The sequence below is a fragment of the Pseudarthrobacter sulfonivorans genome, assembly GCF_014712225.1.
Lineage (GTDB): Bacteria > Actinomycetota > Actinomycetes > Actinomycetales > Micrococcaceae > Arthrobacter > Arthrobacter sulfonivorans.
This window is the reverse complement of sequence record NZ_JACXBW010000004.1, coordinates 21,160-38,696: the sequence shown is the minus strand read 5'-3', so window position 1 is coordinate 38,696 and position 17,537 is coordinate 21,160. Positions and strand designations below refer to the sequence as shown.

The 17,537-nt window shown below is 66.5% G+C and carries 12 protein-coding genes and 1 tRNA gene; 5 read left to right on the top strand and 8 right to left on the bottom strand.

What is annotated here, in order from left to right:
• Window positions 1–55: 55 nt before the first annotated feature.
• A tRNA-Gln gene (locus IAQ70_RS06540) sits at window positions 56–127 on the bottom strand.
• A 161-nt stretch (window positions 128–288) separates the two neighbouring features.
• Between IAQ70_RS06540 and IAQ70_RS06535 the strand changes: the two genes are divergently transcribed.
• The gene (locus tag IAQ70_RS06535; protein ID WP_190988509.1) at window positions 289–915 is read left to right on the top strand and encodes a TetR/AcrR family transcriptional regulator; all 627 of its coding nucleotides are present in this window, start codon (window positions 289–291) and stop codon (window positions 913–915) included.
• Between the two features lie 604 nt (window positions 916–1,519).
• On the opposite strand, the gene IAQ70_RS06530 is transcribed toward IAQ70_RS06535, so the two are convergent.
• The 5 genes from IAQ70_RS06530 to IAQ70_RS06510 all read right to left on the bottom strand — a co-directional run bounded on the left by IAQ70_RS06530 (window position 1,520) and on the right by IAQ70_RS06510 (window position 7,751).
• Window positions 1,520–3,346, bottom strand: coding sequence for an ABC-F family ATP-binding cassette domain-containing protein (locus tag IAQ70_RS06530; RefSeq protein ID WP_190988508.1), 1,827 nt, complete (start codon window positions 3,344–3,346; stop codon window positions 1,520–1,522).
• A gap of 38 nt (window positions 3,347–3,384) precedes the next feature.
• Complete coding sequence (locus IAQ70_RS06525; RefSeq protein WP_190988507.1) at window positions 3,385–4,347, bottom strand: 4-(cytidine 5'-diphospho)-2-C-methyl-D-erythritol kinase; 963 nt, start codon at window positions 4,345–4,347, stop codon at window positions 3,385–3,387.
• Complete coding sequence (gene rsmA, locus IAQ70_RS06520) at window positions 4,344–5,216, bottom strand: 16S rRNA (adenine(1518)-N(6)/adenine(1519)-N(6))-dimethyltransferase RsmA (protein WP_190988506.1); 873 nt, start codon at window positions 5,214–5,216, stop codon at window positions 4,344–4,346. The genes IAQ70_RS06525 and rsmA overlap by 4 nt, the downstream gene beginning before the upstream one ends.
• Window positions 5,217–5,403: 187 nt before the next feature.
• Complete coding sequence (locus IAQ70_RS06515; protein WP_190988505.1) at window positions 5,404–6,564, bottom strand: ubiquitin-like domain-containing protein; 1,161 nt, start codon at window positions 6,562–6,564, stop codon at window positions 5,404–5,406.
• A 281-nt stretch (window positions 6,565–6,845) separates the two neighbouring features.
• Window positions 6,846–7,751, bottom strand: coding sequence for a TatD family hydrolase (locus IAQ70_RS06510; RefSeq protein ID WP_190988504.1), 906 nt, complete (start codon window positions 7,749–7,751; stop codon window positions 6,846–6,848).
• Between the two features lie 164 nt (window positions 7,752–7,915).
• Between IAQ70_RS06510 and IAQ70_RS06505 the strand changes: the two genes are divergently transcribed.
• Genes IAQ70_RS06505 through IAQ70_RS06495 form a run of 3 tightly spaced genes read left to right on the top strand, consistent with a single transcriptional unit; the run spans window position 7,916 to window position 12,973 of the window.
• Window positions 7,916–9,025 (top strand): AAA family ATPase, encoded by a 1,110-nt coding sequence (locus tag IAQ70_RS06505; RefSeq protein ID WP_190988503.1) that lies wholly within the window; start codon window positions 7,916–7,918, stop codon window positions 9,023–9,025.
• Between the two features lie 13 nt (window positions 9,026–9,038).
• A complete protein-coding gene (locus IAQ70_RS06500) occupies window positions 9,039–10,478 on the top strand; it encodes a DUF58 domain-containing protein (protein WP_190988502.1) in 1,440 nt (479 codons plus the stop codon).
• Window positions 10,475–12,973, top strand: coding sequence for a transglutaminase family protein (locus IAQ70_RS06495; RefSeq protein ID WP_317983601.1), 2,499 nt, complete (start codon window positions 10,475–10,477; stop codon window positions 12,971–12,973). Before IAQ70_RS06500 ends, IAQ70_RS06495 begins: the two co-directional genes overlap by 4 nt.
• A gap of 106 nt (window positions 12,974–13,079) precedes the next feature.
• On the opposite strand, the gene IAQ70_RS06490 is transcribed toward IAQ70_RS06495, so the two are convergent.
• Window positions 13,080–14,582: an NAD-dependent succinate-semialdehyde dehydrogenase gene (locus IAQ70_RS06490; RefSeq protein ID WP_190988501.1), complete on the bottom strand. Its 1,503-nt coding sequence runs from the start codon at window positions 14,580–14,582 to the stop codon at window positions 13,080–13,082.
• Between the two features lie 251 nt (window positions 14,583–14,833).
• Window positions 14,834–15,655, bottom strand: coding sequence for a 16S rRNA (cytidine(1402)-2'-O)-methyltransferase (gene rsmI, locus IAQ70_RS06485; RefSeq protein ID WP_190988735.1), 822 nt, complete (start codon window positions 15,653–15,655; stop codon window positions 14,834–14,836).
• A gap of 169 nt (window positions 15,656–15,824) precedes the next feature.
• On the opposite strand from rsmI, the gene IAQ70_RS06480 reads away from it, so the two are divergent.
• Window positions 15,825–17,507, top strand: coding sequence for a dolichyl-phosphate-mannose--protein mannosyltransferase (locus IAQ70_RS06480; protein ID WP_190988500.1), 1,683 nt, complete (start codon window positions 15,825–15,827; stop codon window positions 17,505–17,507).
• Window positions 17,508–17,537 lie beyond the last annotated feature (30 nt).

Genomic DNA, 17,537 nt, shown 5'->3' with positions numbered 1-17,537 from the left:
CCACAAGCCTTGCGGGGCACCGAGTTCATACTACTGGACGCTCTCGGCACAGCAGTTCCGCCCATAGGATTCGAACCTATACTCCACGGCTCCAAAGGCCGGGGTGCTGCCATTACACCAGGGCGGACCGTGCCAGAGGCGCAAGCCCAAGGCACAAGTAGTTATTTTGCCATGGGTTCAGGGCAGCCCGCGACACGGGCAGTAATCAGGGCACCCCAGGTCCTGTCCCGCAGGCCGTTCCGGCCGTTTTAACCGCGCCAGCCGGCGCCCCTAAGGCATGATGGAAATGTGAGTAACAACCCACCCCGGGCCCGGATGACAGGCGTGCAGAGGCGCAGCCAATTGGTTGAGGTCGGCCGTGGCCTGTTCGCCGCACGAGGACTCGACGGCACCACCATCGAGGAAATCGCGGCCTGCGCCGGCGTTTCAAAACCCGTGATCTACGAGCACTTCGGCTCCAAGGAGGGCCTCTACACCCAGGTGGTGGACTTCGAGTTCCGGATCCTCCTGGATGCGATTACCGCAGCCCTGACCGAGGAAGCGAAACCCCGCGTCCTCGTCGAACGTGCCGCCCTGGCCCTGCTCACCTACATCGAAGACCACACCGAAGGCTTCCGGATCCTGATGCGGGACGCTCCCCCGTCCCAGCCCGAAGGCGCCTTCTCCACCCTGCTCTCCCGCGTCACGGCCCGCGTTGAACACATCCTGTCCGACGAATTCGACCGCCGCGGCCTCAGCGCCGAAGACGGGGCCATGTACGCGCAAATGCTCGTGGGCATGGTGGCCATGACCGGCCAGTGGTGGCAGGACAGCCGCCGGCCCGACAAACAAACCGTAGCCGCACACCTGGTAAACCTCGCCTGGAACGGCCTGACGGGCCTCAAAAAGGACCCCGAACTGCAGTCCGAGGGTTGATCTTCTGGTTGCCTTTACAAGCTCCTGTGGTTGCCATCGCGGCGCAGAGGCCCGTCGCAAGCCTCCGTTGTCACCTTCGCGGCGCAGTGGCCCTTCGCCGTCGCTTAGACACGAGCCATAGGGGCTCAACGGTCGCTGAGCGACCTTATGTGCCCGATGGCCCGCGATGCGCGACTACGCGAAGGCCCCCCGCACCACTTGTGCTCAAACTTCCATTTGGGGAACTCCGCGAAACGCAATTGCCGACGGTTCCGATCGAGCGTCTGACGCCGCGCTGCACTACCCAAACACGCGCGTCAGGGCGCCCATCACGAGTACCCCATGCCGAACGTTCCGCGCGGGTTGCCTGCTGTACCACGGCATGGGGTGACGTGCTTTGTCGGGAGGCGATCCTTTGGGAAGGTGACGTCAGTTCGCCGGAGCTGGTTCTTCCGAAAGGAGCGCATCGCGGCACATCGGAGTGCGGAGGTCGCTCAGCGACCGGAGCACTCCCTATGTGACGCGTCTAAGCGACGCGGAAGGACCGGTTCCGGCACCCAAGCCGCACAGACCCCCGGACGTGTCGCCTCCGGCACGCAACGCGGGCCGGAGACGACAGAAGGGGCTACTCGCCGAGGACTTCCAGGGCTTCGAGCCATTCGAGTTCTAACGCCTCTCGCTCCCCTGCGAGGTCCTTGAGTTTCTTGTTTTGTTGGGCGAGGGCGTCGAAGTCGGAATCAGCGGTGCTTTTGACCATCTGGTCGTGGACCTTCTTCTCCGCCTGTTCGAGTTTGCCCATTTGGCGTTCGATGCGGTTCTTGGCCTTGCGGGCGTCGCGCTTGGCGGCTTCGGACGCGCCGCTCGAGGCGGGGGCGGAACTGCCGCTGGCGCCGGTCACGGGGTTGCCGCCGCCGGTGATGGTGGAGCCCGCGAGGGCGGATTCCCGCAGTTCCAAGTACTGGTCCACGCCGCGCGGCAGGGCACGGATTTTGCCGTCGCCCAGGAGCGCCATCTGATGGTCGGTGACACGCTCCAGCAGGTAGCGGTCATGGCTGACCACCACGAGGGTGCCGGGCCAGCCGTCCAGGACATCCTCGACGGCGGCGAGCGTGTCGGTGTCGAGGTCGTTGGTGGGCTCATCGAGCATCAGTACGTTGGGTTCGCCCACGAGCAGGCGCAGCAGCTGGAGGCGGCGGCGCTCACCGCCGGAGAGGTCCTTGACCGGGGTCCACTGCTTCTCGTTGGTGAAGCCAAGCTGCTCCACGAGCTGGCCGGCCGTGAATTCCTTGCCGCCCACGTTGAAGGACCGCTTCTCGCGCTCGATGACCTCGATGACGCGCAGGTCGGAGACGTCGTCGAGCTCTTTGACTTCCTGGGTGAGCACTGCGGTGACCACGGTTTTGCCGCGCTTGACCTTGCCGGAGCTCGGCTGGATCTCGCCGTTCAGGAGCTTCAGCAGGGTGGTCTTGCCGGCGCCGTTGACGCCCACCAGGCCCAGCCGCTCACCCGGGGCAAGGCGCAGGGTGATGTTGTCGAAGAGCTTTTGGCCGGCGTCGCCGCCGAGGAAGTCGAGGGACACGTGCTCGAGGTCCAGCACGTCCTTGCCGAGCCGGGCGGTGGCCATCTTGCTCAGGGCCGTCGAGTCACGCGGCTCGGGGACGTCCGCAATCAGGGCGTTGGCGGCCTCGATGCGGAACTTGGGCTTGGCTGTGCGGGCCGGGGCGCCGCGGCGCAGCCAGGCGAGTTCCTTCTTGACAAGCTGCTGGCGCTTGCTTTCCATAACGTTCGCGGCCCGGTCGCGCTCGGCGCGGGCCAGGACGTAGGCGGCGTAGCCGCCGTCGAACGGGTCCATGATGCCGTCGTGGATTTCCCAGGTCTTGTTGCAGACTTCGTCGAGGAACCAGCGGTCGTGCGTGACCACCAGGAAGGCGCCCTGGTTGGCCCGCCAACGGGTCTTCAGGTGCCGGGACAGCCAGGCGACGCCTTCGACGTCGAGGTGGTTGGTGGGCTCATCGAGCATGATGACGTCGTGGTCCTCGATGAGGAGCTTGGCCAGTGCCACGCGCCGTTTCTGCCCGCCGGAGAGGGCGTGGACGTTGGCGTGCCAGTCGACGTCGGACACCAGACCGCCCATGACTTCGCGGATCTGCGGGTTGCGGGCCCATTCATAGTCGGCCTGGTCCCCCACGATCGCGGCACCGACGGTGAGGTCGCCGTCGAGCACGTCGCTTTGGTCCAGGTAGCCGATGTTGACCTCGCTGCGCTTGGTCACGCGGCCGGAGTCCGGGGTGGACCGCATGGCCAGCAGGCGCATCAGCGTCGACTTACCGTCACCGTTCCGGCCCACCATGCCGATCCGGTCACCCTCCTCGAGTCCAAGGGTGATGCCGTCCAGGACGGTGCGCGTTGCGTACGAAACTGTGAGGTTCTCGCCGCCAAGAAGGTGTGCCAAAGGGGACTGCTTTCTGCTGCTGGGTGAGGTTTGGTGCTTTAAAGGAGGGTATCGGAGATGATGCGGGCGCCGTGCACGGGCCCGTGGACTGGAAGGGCCGTCAGCCCGTAATGCCGCAGGTCCTCCGCCAGGCTGTCGGCGGCGGAAGGACTGTGGGTCAGGAGCGCCACGGTGGGACCGGAGCCGGAGACAATCCCTGCCAGGGCGCCGAGTGCTTCGCCCCGTCCCAGCGTATGGCGGAGCTTGGGGGCAAGTTCAATGGAGGCCCGCTGGAGGTCGTTGACCAGGACCCGGCTGAGGGCGACGGCGTCACCCCCGCGGAGCGCCTGCAGGATCCGGGGATCCACGGCCGTTGGCTCGGCTGCTTCGTGGCCTTCAGCGTCCCGGAGGCGGTCCAGCGTGCGGAAGACCTCGGGAGTGGCCAGGCCGTAATCTGCTGCCACCAGGACCCAGTCTGTCCGTGCTTTGACCAACGCCGGCGAGAGTTCATCGCCCACGCCCAGTCCCACGGCGGTGCCGCCGAGGAGGGAAAAGGGGACATCGGCGCCCAGGTCGGCGGCGATGTGTGCCAGCTCGTCTTTGGACAGCCCGCTGTTCCACAGGGCGTCACAGGCCAGGAGGGTAGCGGCGGCGTCGGCCGACCCGCCACCCATGCCGCCAGCCACCGGGACGCGCTTGGTGATCGCCAGGTGGACGCCGGTGGCGTGCTCCGAAACATCGGCCATCATGGCCGCGGCCTTGTAGGCCAGGTTGGTTTCATCCAGCGGGATGTCCACCCCGTCCAGGTCCAGGGTGCTCTCCGGACTGATGCTGACCGTGATCCCGGGCGTCTGCGTACTGGTGGCCGCAACCTCCTCATAGAGGGAAACGGCCAGGTAGACGCTGGCCACGGAATGGTACCCGTCGGCGCGCAGCGGCCCTACGTCCAGGGAGACGTTGACTTTTCCGGGCGCTTTCACCCGAACTGTCCGAGCGGGAAACCGCCCGGCCAGCGCATTCACGCCGTGGCCTCGCGGGCTTCAGCGATCCGTGCGAAAGCGTTGATGTCGATGACTTCGCCCCGCGCCGTGGGGTCCACTCCTGCGGCCACCAGGCAGCGTTCGGCCTCCGCAGCGCCGCCGGCCCAGCCCGCCAGGGCTGCCCGCAGGGTCTTGCGGCGCTGGGCGAAGGCCGCATCAATGACGGCGAACACCTGCGCGCGGGTGGCTGTCGTGACAGGCGCCTCCCGCCGGGTAAAGGCCACGAGGCCGGAGTGGATCTTCGGGGCGGGCCAGAACACGTTCATACCGATCACTCCGGCCTTGCGCATACTGCTGTACCAGGCGGCCTTAACGGAGGGTACTCCATAGGTCTTCGAACCTGGCCCGGCGGCCAGCCTGTCCGCCACTTCGTCCTGGACCATCACCAGGCCGTGCTGCAGGCTCGGGAAGTGCTGGAGCAGGTGCAGGACCACCGGCACAGCCACGTTGTAAGGCAGGTTCGCCACGAGGGCGGTGGGCTCAACGGGAAGGGACGTGACCTTCATCGCGTCGGCCTGGACGAGGTGGAACGAGTCCGCCGCTTCGGGGCGCCACGTCCGTACCGTTTCCGGGAGCTTGGCGGCGAGGACCGGATCAATTTCGACGGCGACCACGGCCTTTGCGGCGTCCAGCAGGCCCAGCGTGAGCGAACCGAGGCCAGGGCCGACTTCCAGCACCGTCTCGTCCGCCCCGATGCTGGCCACGGACACGATCCTGCGGATGGTGTTGCCGTCAATGACGAAGTTCTGGCCAAGGGTCTTGGTGGGCCGGATGCCAATTTCCTCTGCCAGGCGGCGTATGTCGGAGGCACCGAAGAGGGGTGCGGGCGCGGCGGCAGTCGGTTCAGTCACGTAGGTATCCTATCCCGGCGGCCATCACGCACCGCCCGCTTCGTGGCGTTCCCGCGCCGTCTTTGCGATGACCGTTGCGGGTTAACGGCAGTGGCCGGCCCCGGGTATCCCGGGGCCGGCCACTGATGACTGCGTACCTGGCGGCTGTGGTCAGCTGCCGCCGTCACAGGTGTTTGAGAGGGGGTGCCTAGCTTGTGGCGGCCCAGCCACAGCCCCACGGCTGCAGGCCACGCTGCGCGTAGACCTTATTGGCGATATCGATCTGCTGGGCCTTGGTGGCCAAGCTTGCGTTCGGGGCGTATGCGCCGCCACCGGAACCGATCCAGGTCCGGATGTCGAACTGGAGGCCGCCGTAGTAGCCGTTGCCCGTGTTGATGGACCAGTTTCCGCCGGCCTCGCACTGGGCGATCTTGTCCCACATGGCTTCGTTCATCATGGCCGGGGCTGCAGCACCGGTGTTGGCGCCCGCCGCAGGTGCCGTGGCCGCAGGCTTTGCCTTGGTGCCCACGGTGACCTTTTCCGTCACAGGCTGGACCGAAACAGCTTCGGAGACGAGCGTCCGGGATGCTTCGCGGCCGTCCACCAGCACCAGCTTGAAGGTTTTGTCGACCTTTCCGGCGACGCCCGCCTGGGTGACCTTTTTCTCACCCTTGAACAGCTCGTCGCTTTCGGTGCTCATGCTGTCGAAGCCCACCTCTTCGCTGGTGGCGGCGGTCTGGCTGGTGTCCACGCGGGAAACCTTCACAACCATGTTGTTCACCACGTGCGCGTTGCCGGGCTGGGACGTGCGGTCATCGACGCCGAGAGTGATGCCGGCGTCTTCGAGCACCTCGGCGACGGTTCCCGCCGTCGTGGTGGCAGTGGAGACCTTGCCGTCAGCAACAATGCTGATGCTCTTTGGGGTCGAGATGGAAACAAAGGAACCTGCCACGGCGAGCTGCGCATCCTTGGGCACGGAAACCGATGAGGCACTCGCTATTCCGAGTTCGGTGACCAGGCCGGCAACATCCGGTGCGGTGGTGCTGACGGTTTTCTCGGCACCGTCCAGGCTGACCTTGACGTCCTTGGCCATGTTGACGTTGATGACAGTGCCGTTCTCCACTTTGGCGTCCGCCGAAGGCGAGACGCGGTCAGCTGGCTTCAGTTCCACGTTTGCGCTTTTTACTACTTGGCCAACCGTGCCGCCGAAGGATTGGACCGAAGTCACTTTTCCATCGACATTCAGGGTAACGGTTTTGTTATTTCCGACGAAGGCGACGAGGCCTGCTACCAGCGCGCAGAGCACCAAGAGTTGGGTGCCGATTTTGATGAAACTGAACTTGCCGTCCGTTGTGAAGAGCTTGACCACGATTGCCCGTAACTTTAGATCCATCCGGGCACGGGGAAAAACGCAGTGAAATAGCCGGCGCATGACCCTGAGGACAGCTCCGGGCACCGTTGCGCCGCCACACTTCGCTCCCAGGGCAGCGGGCATCAGATACGTGCCTGAGCTTCTGCGAGTGAAGTGAAATTATCCGAAGGCCTTCCCCGACCCCGGCTAATAATTCTCCACTGTAACCGTAGCGTTATAAACCGACCAAGAAATTCGCATACTGAGTATCGTGCGGAGGGGTCACGAAAATGGCTGCGCTAAGCCCAGGAACCGTATGCCCGCACGGTATTTTCGCTGATCCCGGCGCAGAGCCCGGCGAGGTCCGTTCCTGTCAATTCGGCCATGGCGCGGACGGTGTAGGGCACCATGTAACTGGCGTTGGGGCGGCCCCGGTGCGGATGCGGGGTCAGGAACGGAGCGTCGGTTTCCACCAGCACAAGTGCCGGGTCTGCCACCGCGAGCGCAGCCCGGAGGTTGGCGGCGTTTTTGAATGTCAGCGTTCCCGCAAACGACATGTTCCAGCCCGCCTCGTTGCAGATCCTGGCAAGCTCCTCATCACCGGAGAAGCAGTGGAACACCACCCGCTCCGGGGCCCCCTCTTCGCGCAGAACCTGCACAACGTCGTCGTGCGCGTCCCGGTCATGGATCTGGAGGGTCAGGTTCAGTCGCTTGGCAATGTCAATGTGCCGGCGGAAGGAATAACGCTGGTGGGCCAGGCCCTCGCCCTCCGTGCGGAAGAAATCAAGGCCTGTCTCTCCGATGGCCCGGATCCTCGGATGGGCGGCCAACCGTTCAATCTCAGCCAGCGCTTCCTCCAACTCGCCGCGACTGGCATAGTCCGGGGCGTCGTTCGGGTGCAGCGCCACCGCCCCCAGCAGCCTGCTGTCCAGGTCGACGGCCTGGACGGTGAACCGGGAAGACTCGAGGTCCGTACCCACCTGGACGGCGCCCTGCACACCCACGGCCTGGGCTGCGTCCAACGCGGCGGCAATGGCCACCGGGCTGTCGCCGTTGGGGAAATCGAAGTGCGTATGGTTGTCCATCACGGGAACCGGAAGGGGTTCCGGCGCCGGCGGATAATCGGGGCGCTTCTGCTGGCCGGAACCGGCCGGCTCATCGGCCCCGGCCACGCGGTATGCGGCGGGAATCAGCGAATTGCACATTCCTCCACCCTAGCGCCGCCGGATGCCGGCAGAATTCAGGGAACTCTCTGTCAGCACCGGCAGTTGTGTTAGTAGTCTGGTACCAACAGATGCGAACGCCCAACGCTGGGCGAAGGCAGGCCGGCTGTCCCGTCCCAGGTGATCCCCGGGCTGAAAGGTTGCAGATGGACCCCCACCGCCGCACCGCAGTCAACGAGGTATCCCCGGCCGGCCGGAACTTCACCGCGGTCTCCGGACAGGTGGGGCACCTCAACGGCCACCGGACGTCCGCCATGGACGCCGCGGAATTCCACGCCGCCAGCCGTCGCATCCTTGACTCGATCAACACCGTGATCGACGGAAAATCCGATGCCGCCAGGCTGGCCCTGACGGTGCTCCTCGCCCAGGGCCACCTTCTGCTTGAGGACGTCCCCGGTGTGGGGAAGACGTTGCTGGCAAAGAGCCTGGCCCGGACCATCGACTGCACGGTGAGCCGGATTCAGTTCACCCCCGACCTGCTGCCCTCGGACGTGACCGGCGTGTCCATTTACAACCAGTCAACGCGCCAGTTCGAATTCCGGCCCGGGGCCGTCTTCGCCAACATCGTCATCGGTGATGAGATCAACCGCGCCTCCGCCAAGACCCAGTCTGCGCTGCTGGAGTGCATGGAGGAACATCAGGTCACCGTGGACGGAGATTCCTACAAGCTCGATGAGCCATTCATGGTGGTGGCCACGCAGAACCCCATCGAGATGGAAGGGACCTACCCCCTTCCCGAGGCCCAGCGGGACCGGTTCATGGCGCGCATCTCCATGGGCTACCCGGACAAGGACTCCGAGATCGAAATGCTGGAGACCCATCAGGCAACCTCGCCGCTGGCCAAGTTGTCCGCGGTTGTCACCGCGGCGGAGGTGGCCGCGATGATCGCCACCGTCCAGCAGGTCTATGTGTCCCAGGCGGTGAAGGAATACACCGTCTCCGTGGGCAGGGCGACGCGTGAGAGTCCCCTGCTCCGGCTGGGTGCGAGCCCACGTTCCATGCTCCAACTGCTCCGGGCTGCCAAAGCCACGGCGGCGCTGGACGGCCGTGACTTCGTGCTGCCCGACGACGTCGTGGGTGTGGCGGAGTCAGTGCTGGCCCACCGCATCATCCTGGACCGCAAGGCTGCGGGTGCCGGTGAGACGCCGAACACCGTTATCCGGGGGATCCTGTCCCGGCTTCCAGTGAGCCAGGACCCGGTGAACCGTCAGGCCCGGTCCTCGGCCGCGCCGGCCGGGTTGCGGCGGAACCACTAGGCAGGGCATTCCCATGGCGCTGCTTGATCGGTTTCCCCGGCATCTCTTCAGCCAGCGCGGATGGGGGCTTTTGGCGGCAGGCGCCCTCTCCTTGGTGGCGGCGCAGATCATGGGACGTCGGGACCTCCTGAGCCTGGGTGTGCTGCTCATCGTCCTGCCTTTAGCCGCCCTTGCGGGGATCCGGCTCGTGAAGCCGCGCTTCCAGGTGTACCGGGAATTCCACCCCTCCCCGGTGGAGACCTCGGCGGCTACTACCGTCCGGCTTGCGGTGGCCCGGAGCGGTTCGGGAGGCGGGCGGGCGATCATGGAGGAGAAGCTGCCCCCGCGGTTTGGCGAGTCCCCGGCCTTTCGCTTTCCTGCACGGTCAGCCACCGGCGGGACAAGCAGGTATGAATACCACCTGCACTCCACCAAACGCGGGCAGTTCCTGATCGGCCCCGTGACTGCCGAGTTCACTGATCCGTTCGGTCTGTCCCTGCACCGCCGGGCCATCGACGACGGCGACCTCCTCACCGTCACGCCCGCCGCCGTCGAGCTTCCCGTGACGGGCCTCGCGGGTGCCCGCGGCAACGACGGCATCACCGCCACCCGTACCCGCGCCAACCCCAGCGATGACGACGTGATGACCCGTGAATACCGCCCGGGCGATCCGATGCGGCGGGTCCACTGGGCAGCCACCGCCCGCCATGGCGAGCTCATGGTGCGGCAGGAGGAGTCAGTGACGACGCCGGAAGCCACCATCATCCTGGATCAGCGGTTTGGGGCGTTTTCGGGGAGCTCCGGCCCGGGTTTCGGGGGAACGCCTGCCGTGGACGGCCATGAGATGGCGAGCAGCGGCACGTTTGAGTGGGCAGTGGTGGCAGCGATGTCCATCTGCACTCACCTGGCGGAGCGGAACTACGCCCTGCGCCTCCTGGATCCCCGTGGCGAGCCGGCTTTCCTCCGTTCCCCCTCCGCACCCGAGCCGGATGCGGAGGAGTTCTCGGGGACATCGGGCCTGCAGTGCATCGCTGAGAGCCTCGCCGCCATCCACCTGTCCGGGCCGCACCACGGCGGGTGGGAACTGCACTCAGGCAGGGAAAGGCGCGCTGTGAGGGACCACGGCGGCCACGACTCAAGTCCCGACGTTTTCGACGACCACCTGATGGACAAGCTGTCAGCGCACCGGATGCGCGGGCCCATCATCGCGGTGCTCGGCAGGATCTCGCCAGCCGAAGCCAGGGCACTGGCGTCGGGCGCAGGCTACGGCGCGAATGCCTTCGCCATCATCGTGTCCGAGCGGCCCGCGGATTCCGAAGAAGCCCTGGAAGCACTGCGCCGGGGCGGCTGGCGGGCTGTTGCCGTGCCGGCCTCGGTTGCCGTACCCGTGGCCTGGAGTTACTTTGACGAGGAAGGAGCGGCGCCGGCCACAGCGGCAGCCGACGTCCGCCGGGGAGCGGAGGTGGGGCGGTGACGCTGGCACCGGAACGAAATGCCCGGCGTGAACCGCGGCCCCCCGGCGCGGCCGCGGGCACCGCGTCAGGCAGCCCGGGACCGGCTCCCGTCCGGGTGGGGGCATACCCGTGGGCCATGGCCGGTGCAGTCGCGCTATCGGTGGCCGGGGCAGCTTTGTCCCTCAACGGTGTCCTGCGGGGGTGGGCCTGGTACCTCCCCGTCCTGACGACGGTAGTGGTGGTGTGCCTGACCCTCGCCGTGCTTCGCTCCCTGCGCACCCATCCGGCCCTGGTGGCGGCGGGCGGCTTCGCATCCCTGATTGCGATCCTCACCCTGACTTTCTTCCGCAGCACGGGTATCGCCGGCTTCATTCCCTCCGGGGCGACCATGAACGAACTGGACAGGTTCGTTCGCCGTGCCAGCGAGACCGTACTCGCCGAAAGCGCGCCGGTGGCCCCGAACGCGGGGATCGTGATGGTCACCTGCGCCGTCCTGGGCCTGACCGTCATCCTTATTGACGTGCTGGCCGTCCCCCTCGGCATGCCAGCCACAACCGGCCTTGGCCTGCTTGCCATCATGGTGGTTCCTGCCATGGTGAAACCGCAGAGTGTAGGTGCCTGGGGATTCGGCGCTGCGGCGGCCGGCTACCTGCTGATCCTGGCCTGCAGCCAATGGTTTTCCCCTGATTCCCGTACCTCGGCGGACAGCGGGCGGACTCCCGGGCATCTCCGGCGGGCAGTGCTCACGGGCACCGTGGCCCTGGTGGCCACCCTGGCGGTTCCGCTGGCCATTCCGGGTTTCGACCACGGTACGTTCCCCCAGGGCTCCCGCCTGAACCCCTGGGGTGCCGGCACCGGCCTGAATCCGATGATCACCCTCGGCAACAGCCTGCGGACCCCTGCCGGCTCGGGTCGGATCACTTACGCCACCAACGCGTCCGCGCCGTTGTACCTGCGCTCCGTCACGGTGGACAATTTCGACGGCGAAACCTGGGGACCCGATGACCGGGACGCAGAACGCCGGCCTGTTTCCGGGCAAATCCAGACCGGCTATGACATCACCGCCCCGCAGCAGCGGCAGGTCACCGTGGTGGACACTGGCACTTTTACCAGCCCGTACCTGCCGTTGCCTTATGCGCCGGAATTAATCCGCGGGCTCAACGGGTCCTGGACGTGGGACCCCGCCACCCTGGCCGTCAAGGGACTCAACACCAACACGCGCGCCCAGCAATATATTGTGGCGTCCTCCGTGCCGGAGCTCACCGCCGCCATGCTTCGGCAGTCCTCCCAGGACGTGCGCGGAATCCCGGCCGAATTCACCAGGATTCCCGGCGGCGTGCCAGACATAGTCCGCCGCACCGCTGATGCGGTGACCGGTTCCAGCGACAACGCTTACGCCAAGGCGATGGCCATTCAGAGATATCTGCGCTCGGGAGAGTTCACTTACTCCCTGCAGTCCCCCGTCCAGGGCGGCTACGACGGAAACGGGCTTTCCGTACTGGCCGATTTCCTCACCCAGAAGAGCGGCTACTGCATCCATTACTCCTCCGCCATGGCAGTGATGGCCCGGCTGGAGGGAATTCCCAGCCGCATCGCCGTCGGCTACGCGCCGGGCCGGGCGACTGGCGCCAGCGTCTCTGTTGCCGGGCTGGGGGCCCTTCCGGAGTACGAAGTGGATGCCCGCGACGCCCATGCCTGGCCGGAGCTCTACTTCCAGGGATTGGGCTGGGTGCCCTTCGAGCCCACCCCGTCACGCGGCGTCGTGCCTGGCTATGCTACCGAACCGGTCAGCCCCGGCTCTCCTGACCTCATTGAAAACAACGATGACCTGCTGCCGAACGCAACATCCCCTGTACCGGCGCCGAGCGCCACGGCGGCGCCCCTTCCGGGCTCCGGCGGCAGCAACGACTTCGGCCGGCTGCTCCTGCCGTGGCTGCCGGGCGTAGCCGGTGTCCTGGGGCTGCTCCTCCTCCTGGCGTCGCCACGGCTGGTCCGCGTGGGAATCCGCTCCCGGCGGCTTCAACGGCCAGAACCGGACACAGGTGACGCCGTTCCGCTGGCTTGGGCTGAACTGCGCGACCTTGGCACGGACTACGGCCTGCCGCCGCAGTCAAGCGAAACGGCCCGGGCCTACTCTGCACGCCTCCGGCGTTCGGCCCTGCTCGGGGAGCCTGGCGGCATGGAGGACGAGGCGCACCAGGCCGTCCTCACGCTGACCGCCGACTTCGAACGCCGGAACTACGGCCGGCCGGCCGGCCCCGCGACCTCTGCAGAGAAGCCCGACGGGGTTGCACCGCGCATCTCGGCGGTGCAACAGTCGCTGCGCGACAACGCCCCGCTCCCCCGGCGGTTGCGCGCCGCCTGGCTCCCGGCGTCGGTCCTGGGCCACTGGGCCCGGCTCCTGGCAGCTCCCTTCCGCGGGGTCAGCACGCTGACCCGCCGGGCGGTCAGAGCCGTAGCGCGCTTCTGGTTTGGGGTCCGCGGCCGACTGTTTCGTCCGCGAGGCGGCCAGTGACAGGACACGCTTAAAGACAGCACACGCTTAGTGACAGGATGAGCGGCGGCCCCTCCGGTCAGCTGCACTTCCCGCTAGCGCCCCTCCGGGAACCAGCTCTTCCCGTTCAGCCTGCGTAAGGGTCAGCGATCCCGATGTACTGGGTGTACAGGTATTCCTCGATGCCTTCGAGGCCGCCTTCGCGTCCCAGCCCGGACTGCTTGACGCCGCCGAACGGTGCTGCCGCATTGGAGATGACGCCCGCGTTGAGGCCCAGCATGCCGGTTTCAAGGCGTTCGCCCATCCGGATCCCGCGGTTCAGGTCCCTCGTGAAGACATAGGCCACGAGCCCGTATTCCGTGTTGTTCGCCAGCCGGACGGCCTCTTCTTCCGTGCCGAAGGTAATGATCGGTGCGACGGGCCCGAAAATCTCCTCAGACAGGATCCGGGTGCCTTCGGTGACGCCGGTGAGGATGGTGGGCTGATAGAAGTACCCCGGGCCGTCACCCGCGGCACCGCCCAGGATTGCTTTGGCCCCGGAGGCCAGGGCGTCGGTGACGAGTTCATGGACCTTGTCCCGGCTCTTGGCATCGATCAGCGGACCCACCTTGGACTCGGGCTCGGTGCCACGGGCCGTGGTCATGTCGCGCATTTTCGCAGCGAACTTCTCGGCGAATTCGTCCGCCACCGATTCGTGCACGATAAAGCGGTTCGCGGCTGTGCATGCCTCGCCCATGTTGCGCAGCTTGGCCAGCATGGCGCCGGCGACGGCGGCATCGAGATCTGCGTCCTCGAACACCACAAACGGGGCGTTCCCGCCGAGCTCCATGGAAGTCCGCAGCACGGTTTCGGAGGCGTCGGCCAGCAGGCGGCGGCCCACTTCGGTAGAGCCGGTGAAGGACAGTTTGCGCAGTCGCTGGTCTTTGATCAGCGGGCCGGTGGTGGCGCCTGCGGTAGACGTGGGAATGACGTTCAGCACACCGGCAGGCAGGCCAGCTTCCATCATGACGGCAGCGAACAGCTGGGACGTCAGCGGCGTCAGGTTGGCCGACTTCAGCACCATGGTGCAGCCAGCGGCCACCGCGGGGGCGATCTTGCGCGTGGCCATGGCCAGCGGGAAGTTCCACGGTGTGATCAGCAGGCACGGCCCCACCGGCTTTTTGGTGACCAGCAGCCGGGACTTGCCGTCAGGCGACACGGAGTAGCGGCCGAACGCGCGCACCGCCTCCTCGGAGAACCAGCGCAGGAACTCCGAGCCATAGGTGACTTCGCCCCGGGCCTCCGCCAGCGGCTTGCCCATCTCCAACGTCATCAGCAGTGCGAAGTCCTCGGCCCGTTCCGTCACCAGATCGAACGCCCGCCGCAGGATTTCGCCGCGCTCCCGGGCTGGCACCTTCGCCCAGGACTCCTGGGCGGCGGCGGCAGCATCCAGGGCCGCCATGCCATCCTCGGGGCCGGCGTCGGCGATGCTCACCAGCACCTTCCCGGTGGCGGGATCTTCGACGTCGAATGTCTTCCCCGAAGCGGCGGCCCGCCACTCACCATTGATCAGCAGGCCGGTAGGAACAGAAGCCAGCAGCTCGCTCTCGCGGTCTGCAGTAACAACAGCAGTTTGTGCAGTGACGGTCACGGTGACTCCCTCGTCAGTAAGATTCTTTGAGCCCTGCGGGGCCCGGGTGGCCCGCCTCGTGGCTGATTACTTTTCACAGTACTGCTGTGCCGGACCGGGGGTCTACGCCTGAATGAACCACGGGGCTCGCCCCGAGTTGTGCACCTGCACAACCATGCGTTCCGGTTTGTTTGGGAGTTGATTCACGCCCGTCTTAGGCCTGCCCGCGCATGTCTTTCGTCCCGCCGTTCCGCCACCCAGCGCGCCGCCACTTAGCGCGCCGCCAGCACCGCCGAGTACAGTTCGCGCTTGCTGACACGCACGTCTTCAGCGACGGCGGCCACTGCTTCCTTAAGCCGGATGCCCTGGGCCATCAACTCGTTGACGGCTGCCACATGGTCTTCGGGCGTTCCCGGCGCCTGCTCGGGTGCACCGCCCAGCACCACCGCGATCTCGCCACGGACCTCGTTGCTCTCTGCCCACAGCAGCAATTCCCCCACGGTGCCGCGGATAACTTCTTCATAGGTCTTGGTCAGTTCGCGGCAGACGGCGATCCGCCGCTCCGCGCCGAAGCGTTCCCGGAGCGCACGCAGCATCGCCTCAAGCCGGTGCGGCGCCTCGAAGAAAACCATGGTCCGGCGTTCGGCGGCCAGGTCCGCAAGCCGTGACGCGCGCTCGCCCGCCTTCCGGGGTAGGAAGCCCTCGAAGCAGAAGCGGTCGGTGGGGAGTCCGGACAGTGCCAAGGCTGTCAGCACGGCAGAAGGCCCCGGGACGGCGGTCACTGTCAGCCCGGCCGCCACAGCGCCTTCCACGAGGCGGAAGCCGGGGTCCGACACGGCCGGCATCCCGGCGTCCGTCACCATGATGAGGGTTTTCCCTGCCCGCACCTGCTCCAACAGCTCTGCCGTCTTAGTGGCCTCATTGTGTTCGTGGTAGCTGATGACCCGCCCGGCAACCGTAACGCCGAGGCTCTGGACCAGGCGGTGCAGGCGCCTGGTGTCCTCGGCCGCCACGATATCCGCTGTGCCAAGCAGTTCGATCAGCCGGGCGGAGGCGTCGCCGGTGTTACCGATCGGCGTGGCCGCCAGGACGATCCGGCCCGGCCCGGCAGCGGCCGGAGAAACGCCGTTCTGGCCCGCCTCAGCTTCGGTAGAGGGATCGGAAAGGCTGGGATCGGCAGGGCTGGAATCGGCGAAGGTGCTGGGGTTAGGGTCCACCCCACCAGCCTACTGCTGGCAGGGGAAGCAGGCGGCAAAAGGTAGCATGGGGCTCGTGACGCAGACCTCGATGCGGCCTGCCGAGGCCAGAGAAACCATTCCCCCTGCCGGCCGGCCGTGGATCGCCCGCCCGGCCGAGGCATACTCCGCGGCAGCCCTCCGCGAGCGCCTCATTGGCGACATCCGCAGCTGGCGTGATTACCCGCCGTCGTTGCGCATCTGGTTTTGGCTGGTTCCTGCCCTGACCACCCTGATCGGCGGCGTCCTCCGTTTTGTGCGGCTGGACAACCCGCACAGCCTGGTCTTCGACGAAACGTACTACGTCAAGGACGCCTACTCCTACCTGATCAGTGGCTACGAGCGCACGTGGCCGGACAAAGCCAACGACTCCTTCAACGCCGGCAACCCTGCCATCCTGCTGAACACTCCCGAATACGTGGTCCATCCTCCTGTGGGCAAGTGGATGATCGCGGGGGGCATGTGGCTGTTCGGATCGGATAATCCGTTTGGCTGGCGGTTCGGCGCTGCGCTGACGGGCACCCTGTCCGTGCTGCTTCTGACGCTCATCGCCCTGAAGCTGTTCCGTTCCCTGCCACTGGCCGCGGCGGCCGGACTCCTGCTCGCCGTCGACGGCCACCACCTGGTGATGTCGCGGACATCACTGCTGGACATTTTCCTGATGTTCTGGATCCTGGCGGCCTTCGGGGCACTACTGCTGGACCGCGACGACGGGCGGCGGCGCCTCGCTGCCCGGCTCGCACGGCGGGCAGCGGCGTCGACGACGGGCCGCCCGGCCGGTGGCCAGCTCCTGGCCGGCCCGTGGCTGGGTATCCGATGGTGGCGGGTCGCTGCGGGCGTCTACATGGGCCTCGCCATAGGTACCAAATGGTCTGGCCTGTTCTTCCTCGCCGGGTTCGGTGTCCTCACTGTCCTGTGGGATCTTAATGCTCGGCGGGTGGCAGGGATCCGTGGCTGGATCAGCGGGGGAATCATTAAGGACGGGCTGCCCGCCTTCATCAGCATGGTTCCCGTGGCCGCCCTGGTGTACACGGCAACGTGGACCGGCTGGTTCCGCTCTGAGGATGCCTACTTCCGCCACTGGGCCGAGAACAACCCGTCCGCCGAGTGGGGCTGGGTGCCGGACCCGCTCCGCTCGTTGGCGCACTACCATCTGGAGGCCTACAAATTCCACCAGGGCCTGGGCTCGGAGCACCCGTATGAGGCCAGCGCCTGGAGCTGGCTGGTCATGGGCCGGCCAACCTCGTTTTACTACCAGCAGCCGGGACCGGAGACCTTGGAGTGCGCTGCCGCCCGCTGCTCCTCGGCCATCCTCTCAGTCGGGAATCCCTTGATCTGGTGGAGTGCCGCGATCTCGCTGGTGGTCCTGCTCTTCTGGTGGGCCGGACGCCGGGACTGGCGCGCAGGGGCAGTCCTTGCGGGCGTGGGTGCGGGGTATCTGCCGTGGTTCCTGTATCCGGAACGCACCATGTTCTTCTTCTACGCCGTCTCCTTTGAGCCGTTCCTGATACTCGCCCTCGCCTATTGCCTGGGCCTGGTCCTGGGCCGGGAAGGCGACCCGCTCTGGCGTCGGCGTTCCGGACTCTACCTGGTGGCGCTGTTCGTCGCCGCTGCGCTCCTGCTGTCCGCTTTCTTCTACCCCTTGTGGACCGCAGAGACCATTTCGTACGAGGAATGGCGTTACAGAATGTGGATGCCGTCCTGGATCTAAGGCAGGATGGCATCACACCCTCGAAAAAGC

What these genes read in the sequence shown, in the direction of transcription:
- IAQ70_RS06505 (WP_190988503.1), top strand. Translation starts at nt 7,916, where the DNA reads ATGGACCCCCACCGCCGCACCGCAGTCAACGAGGTATCCCCGGCCGGC.
- IAQ70_RS06480 (WP_190988500.1), top strand. Translation starts at nt 15,825, where the DNA reads ATGGGGCTCGTGACGCAGACCTCGATGCGGCCTGCCGAGGCCAGAGAA.
- IAQ70_RS06500 (WP_190988502.1), top strand. Translation starts at nt 9,039, where the DNA reads ATGGCGCTGCTTGATCGGTTTCCCCGGCATCTCTTCAGCCAGCGCGGA.
- IAQ70_RS06510 (WP_190988504.1), bottom strand. Translation starts at nt 7,751, where the DNA reads ATGTGCAATTCGCTGATTCCCGCCGCATACCGCGTGGCCGGGGCCGAT.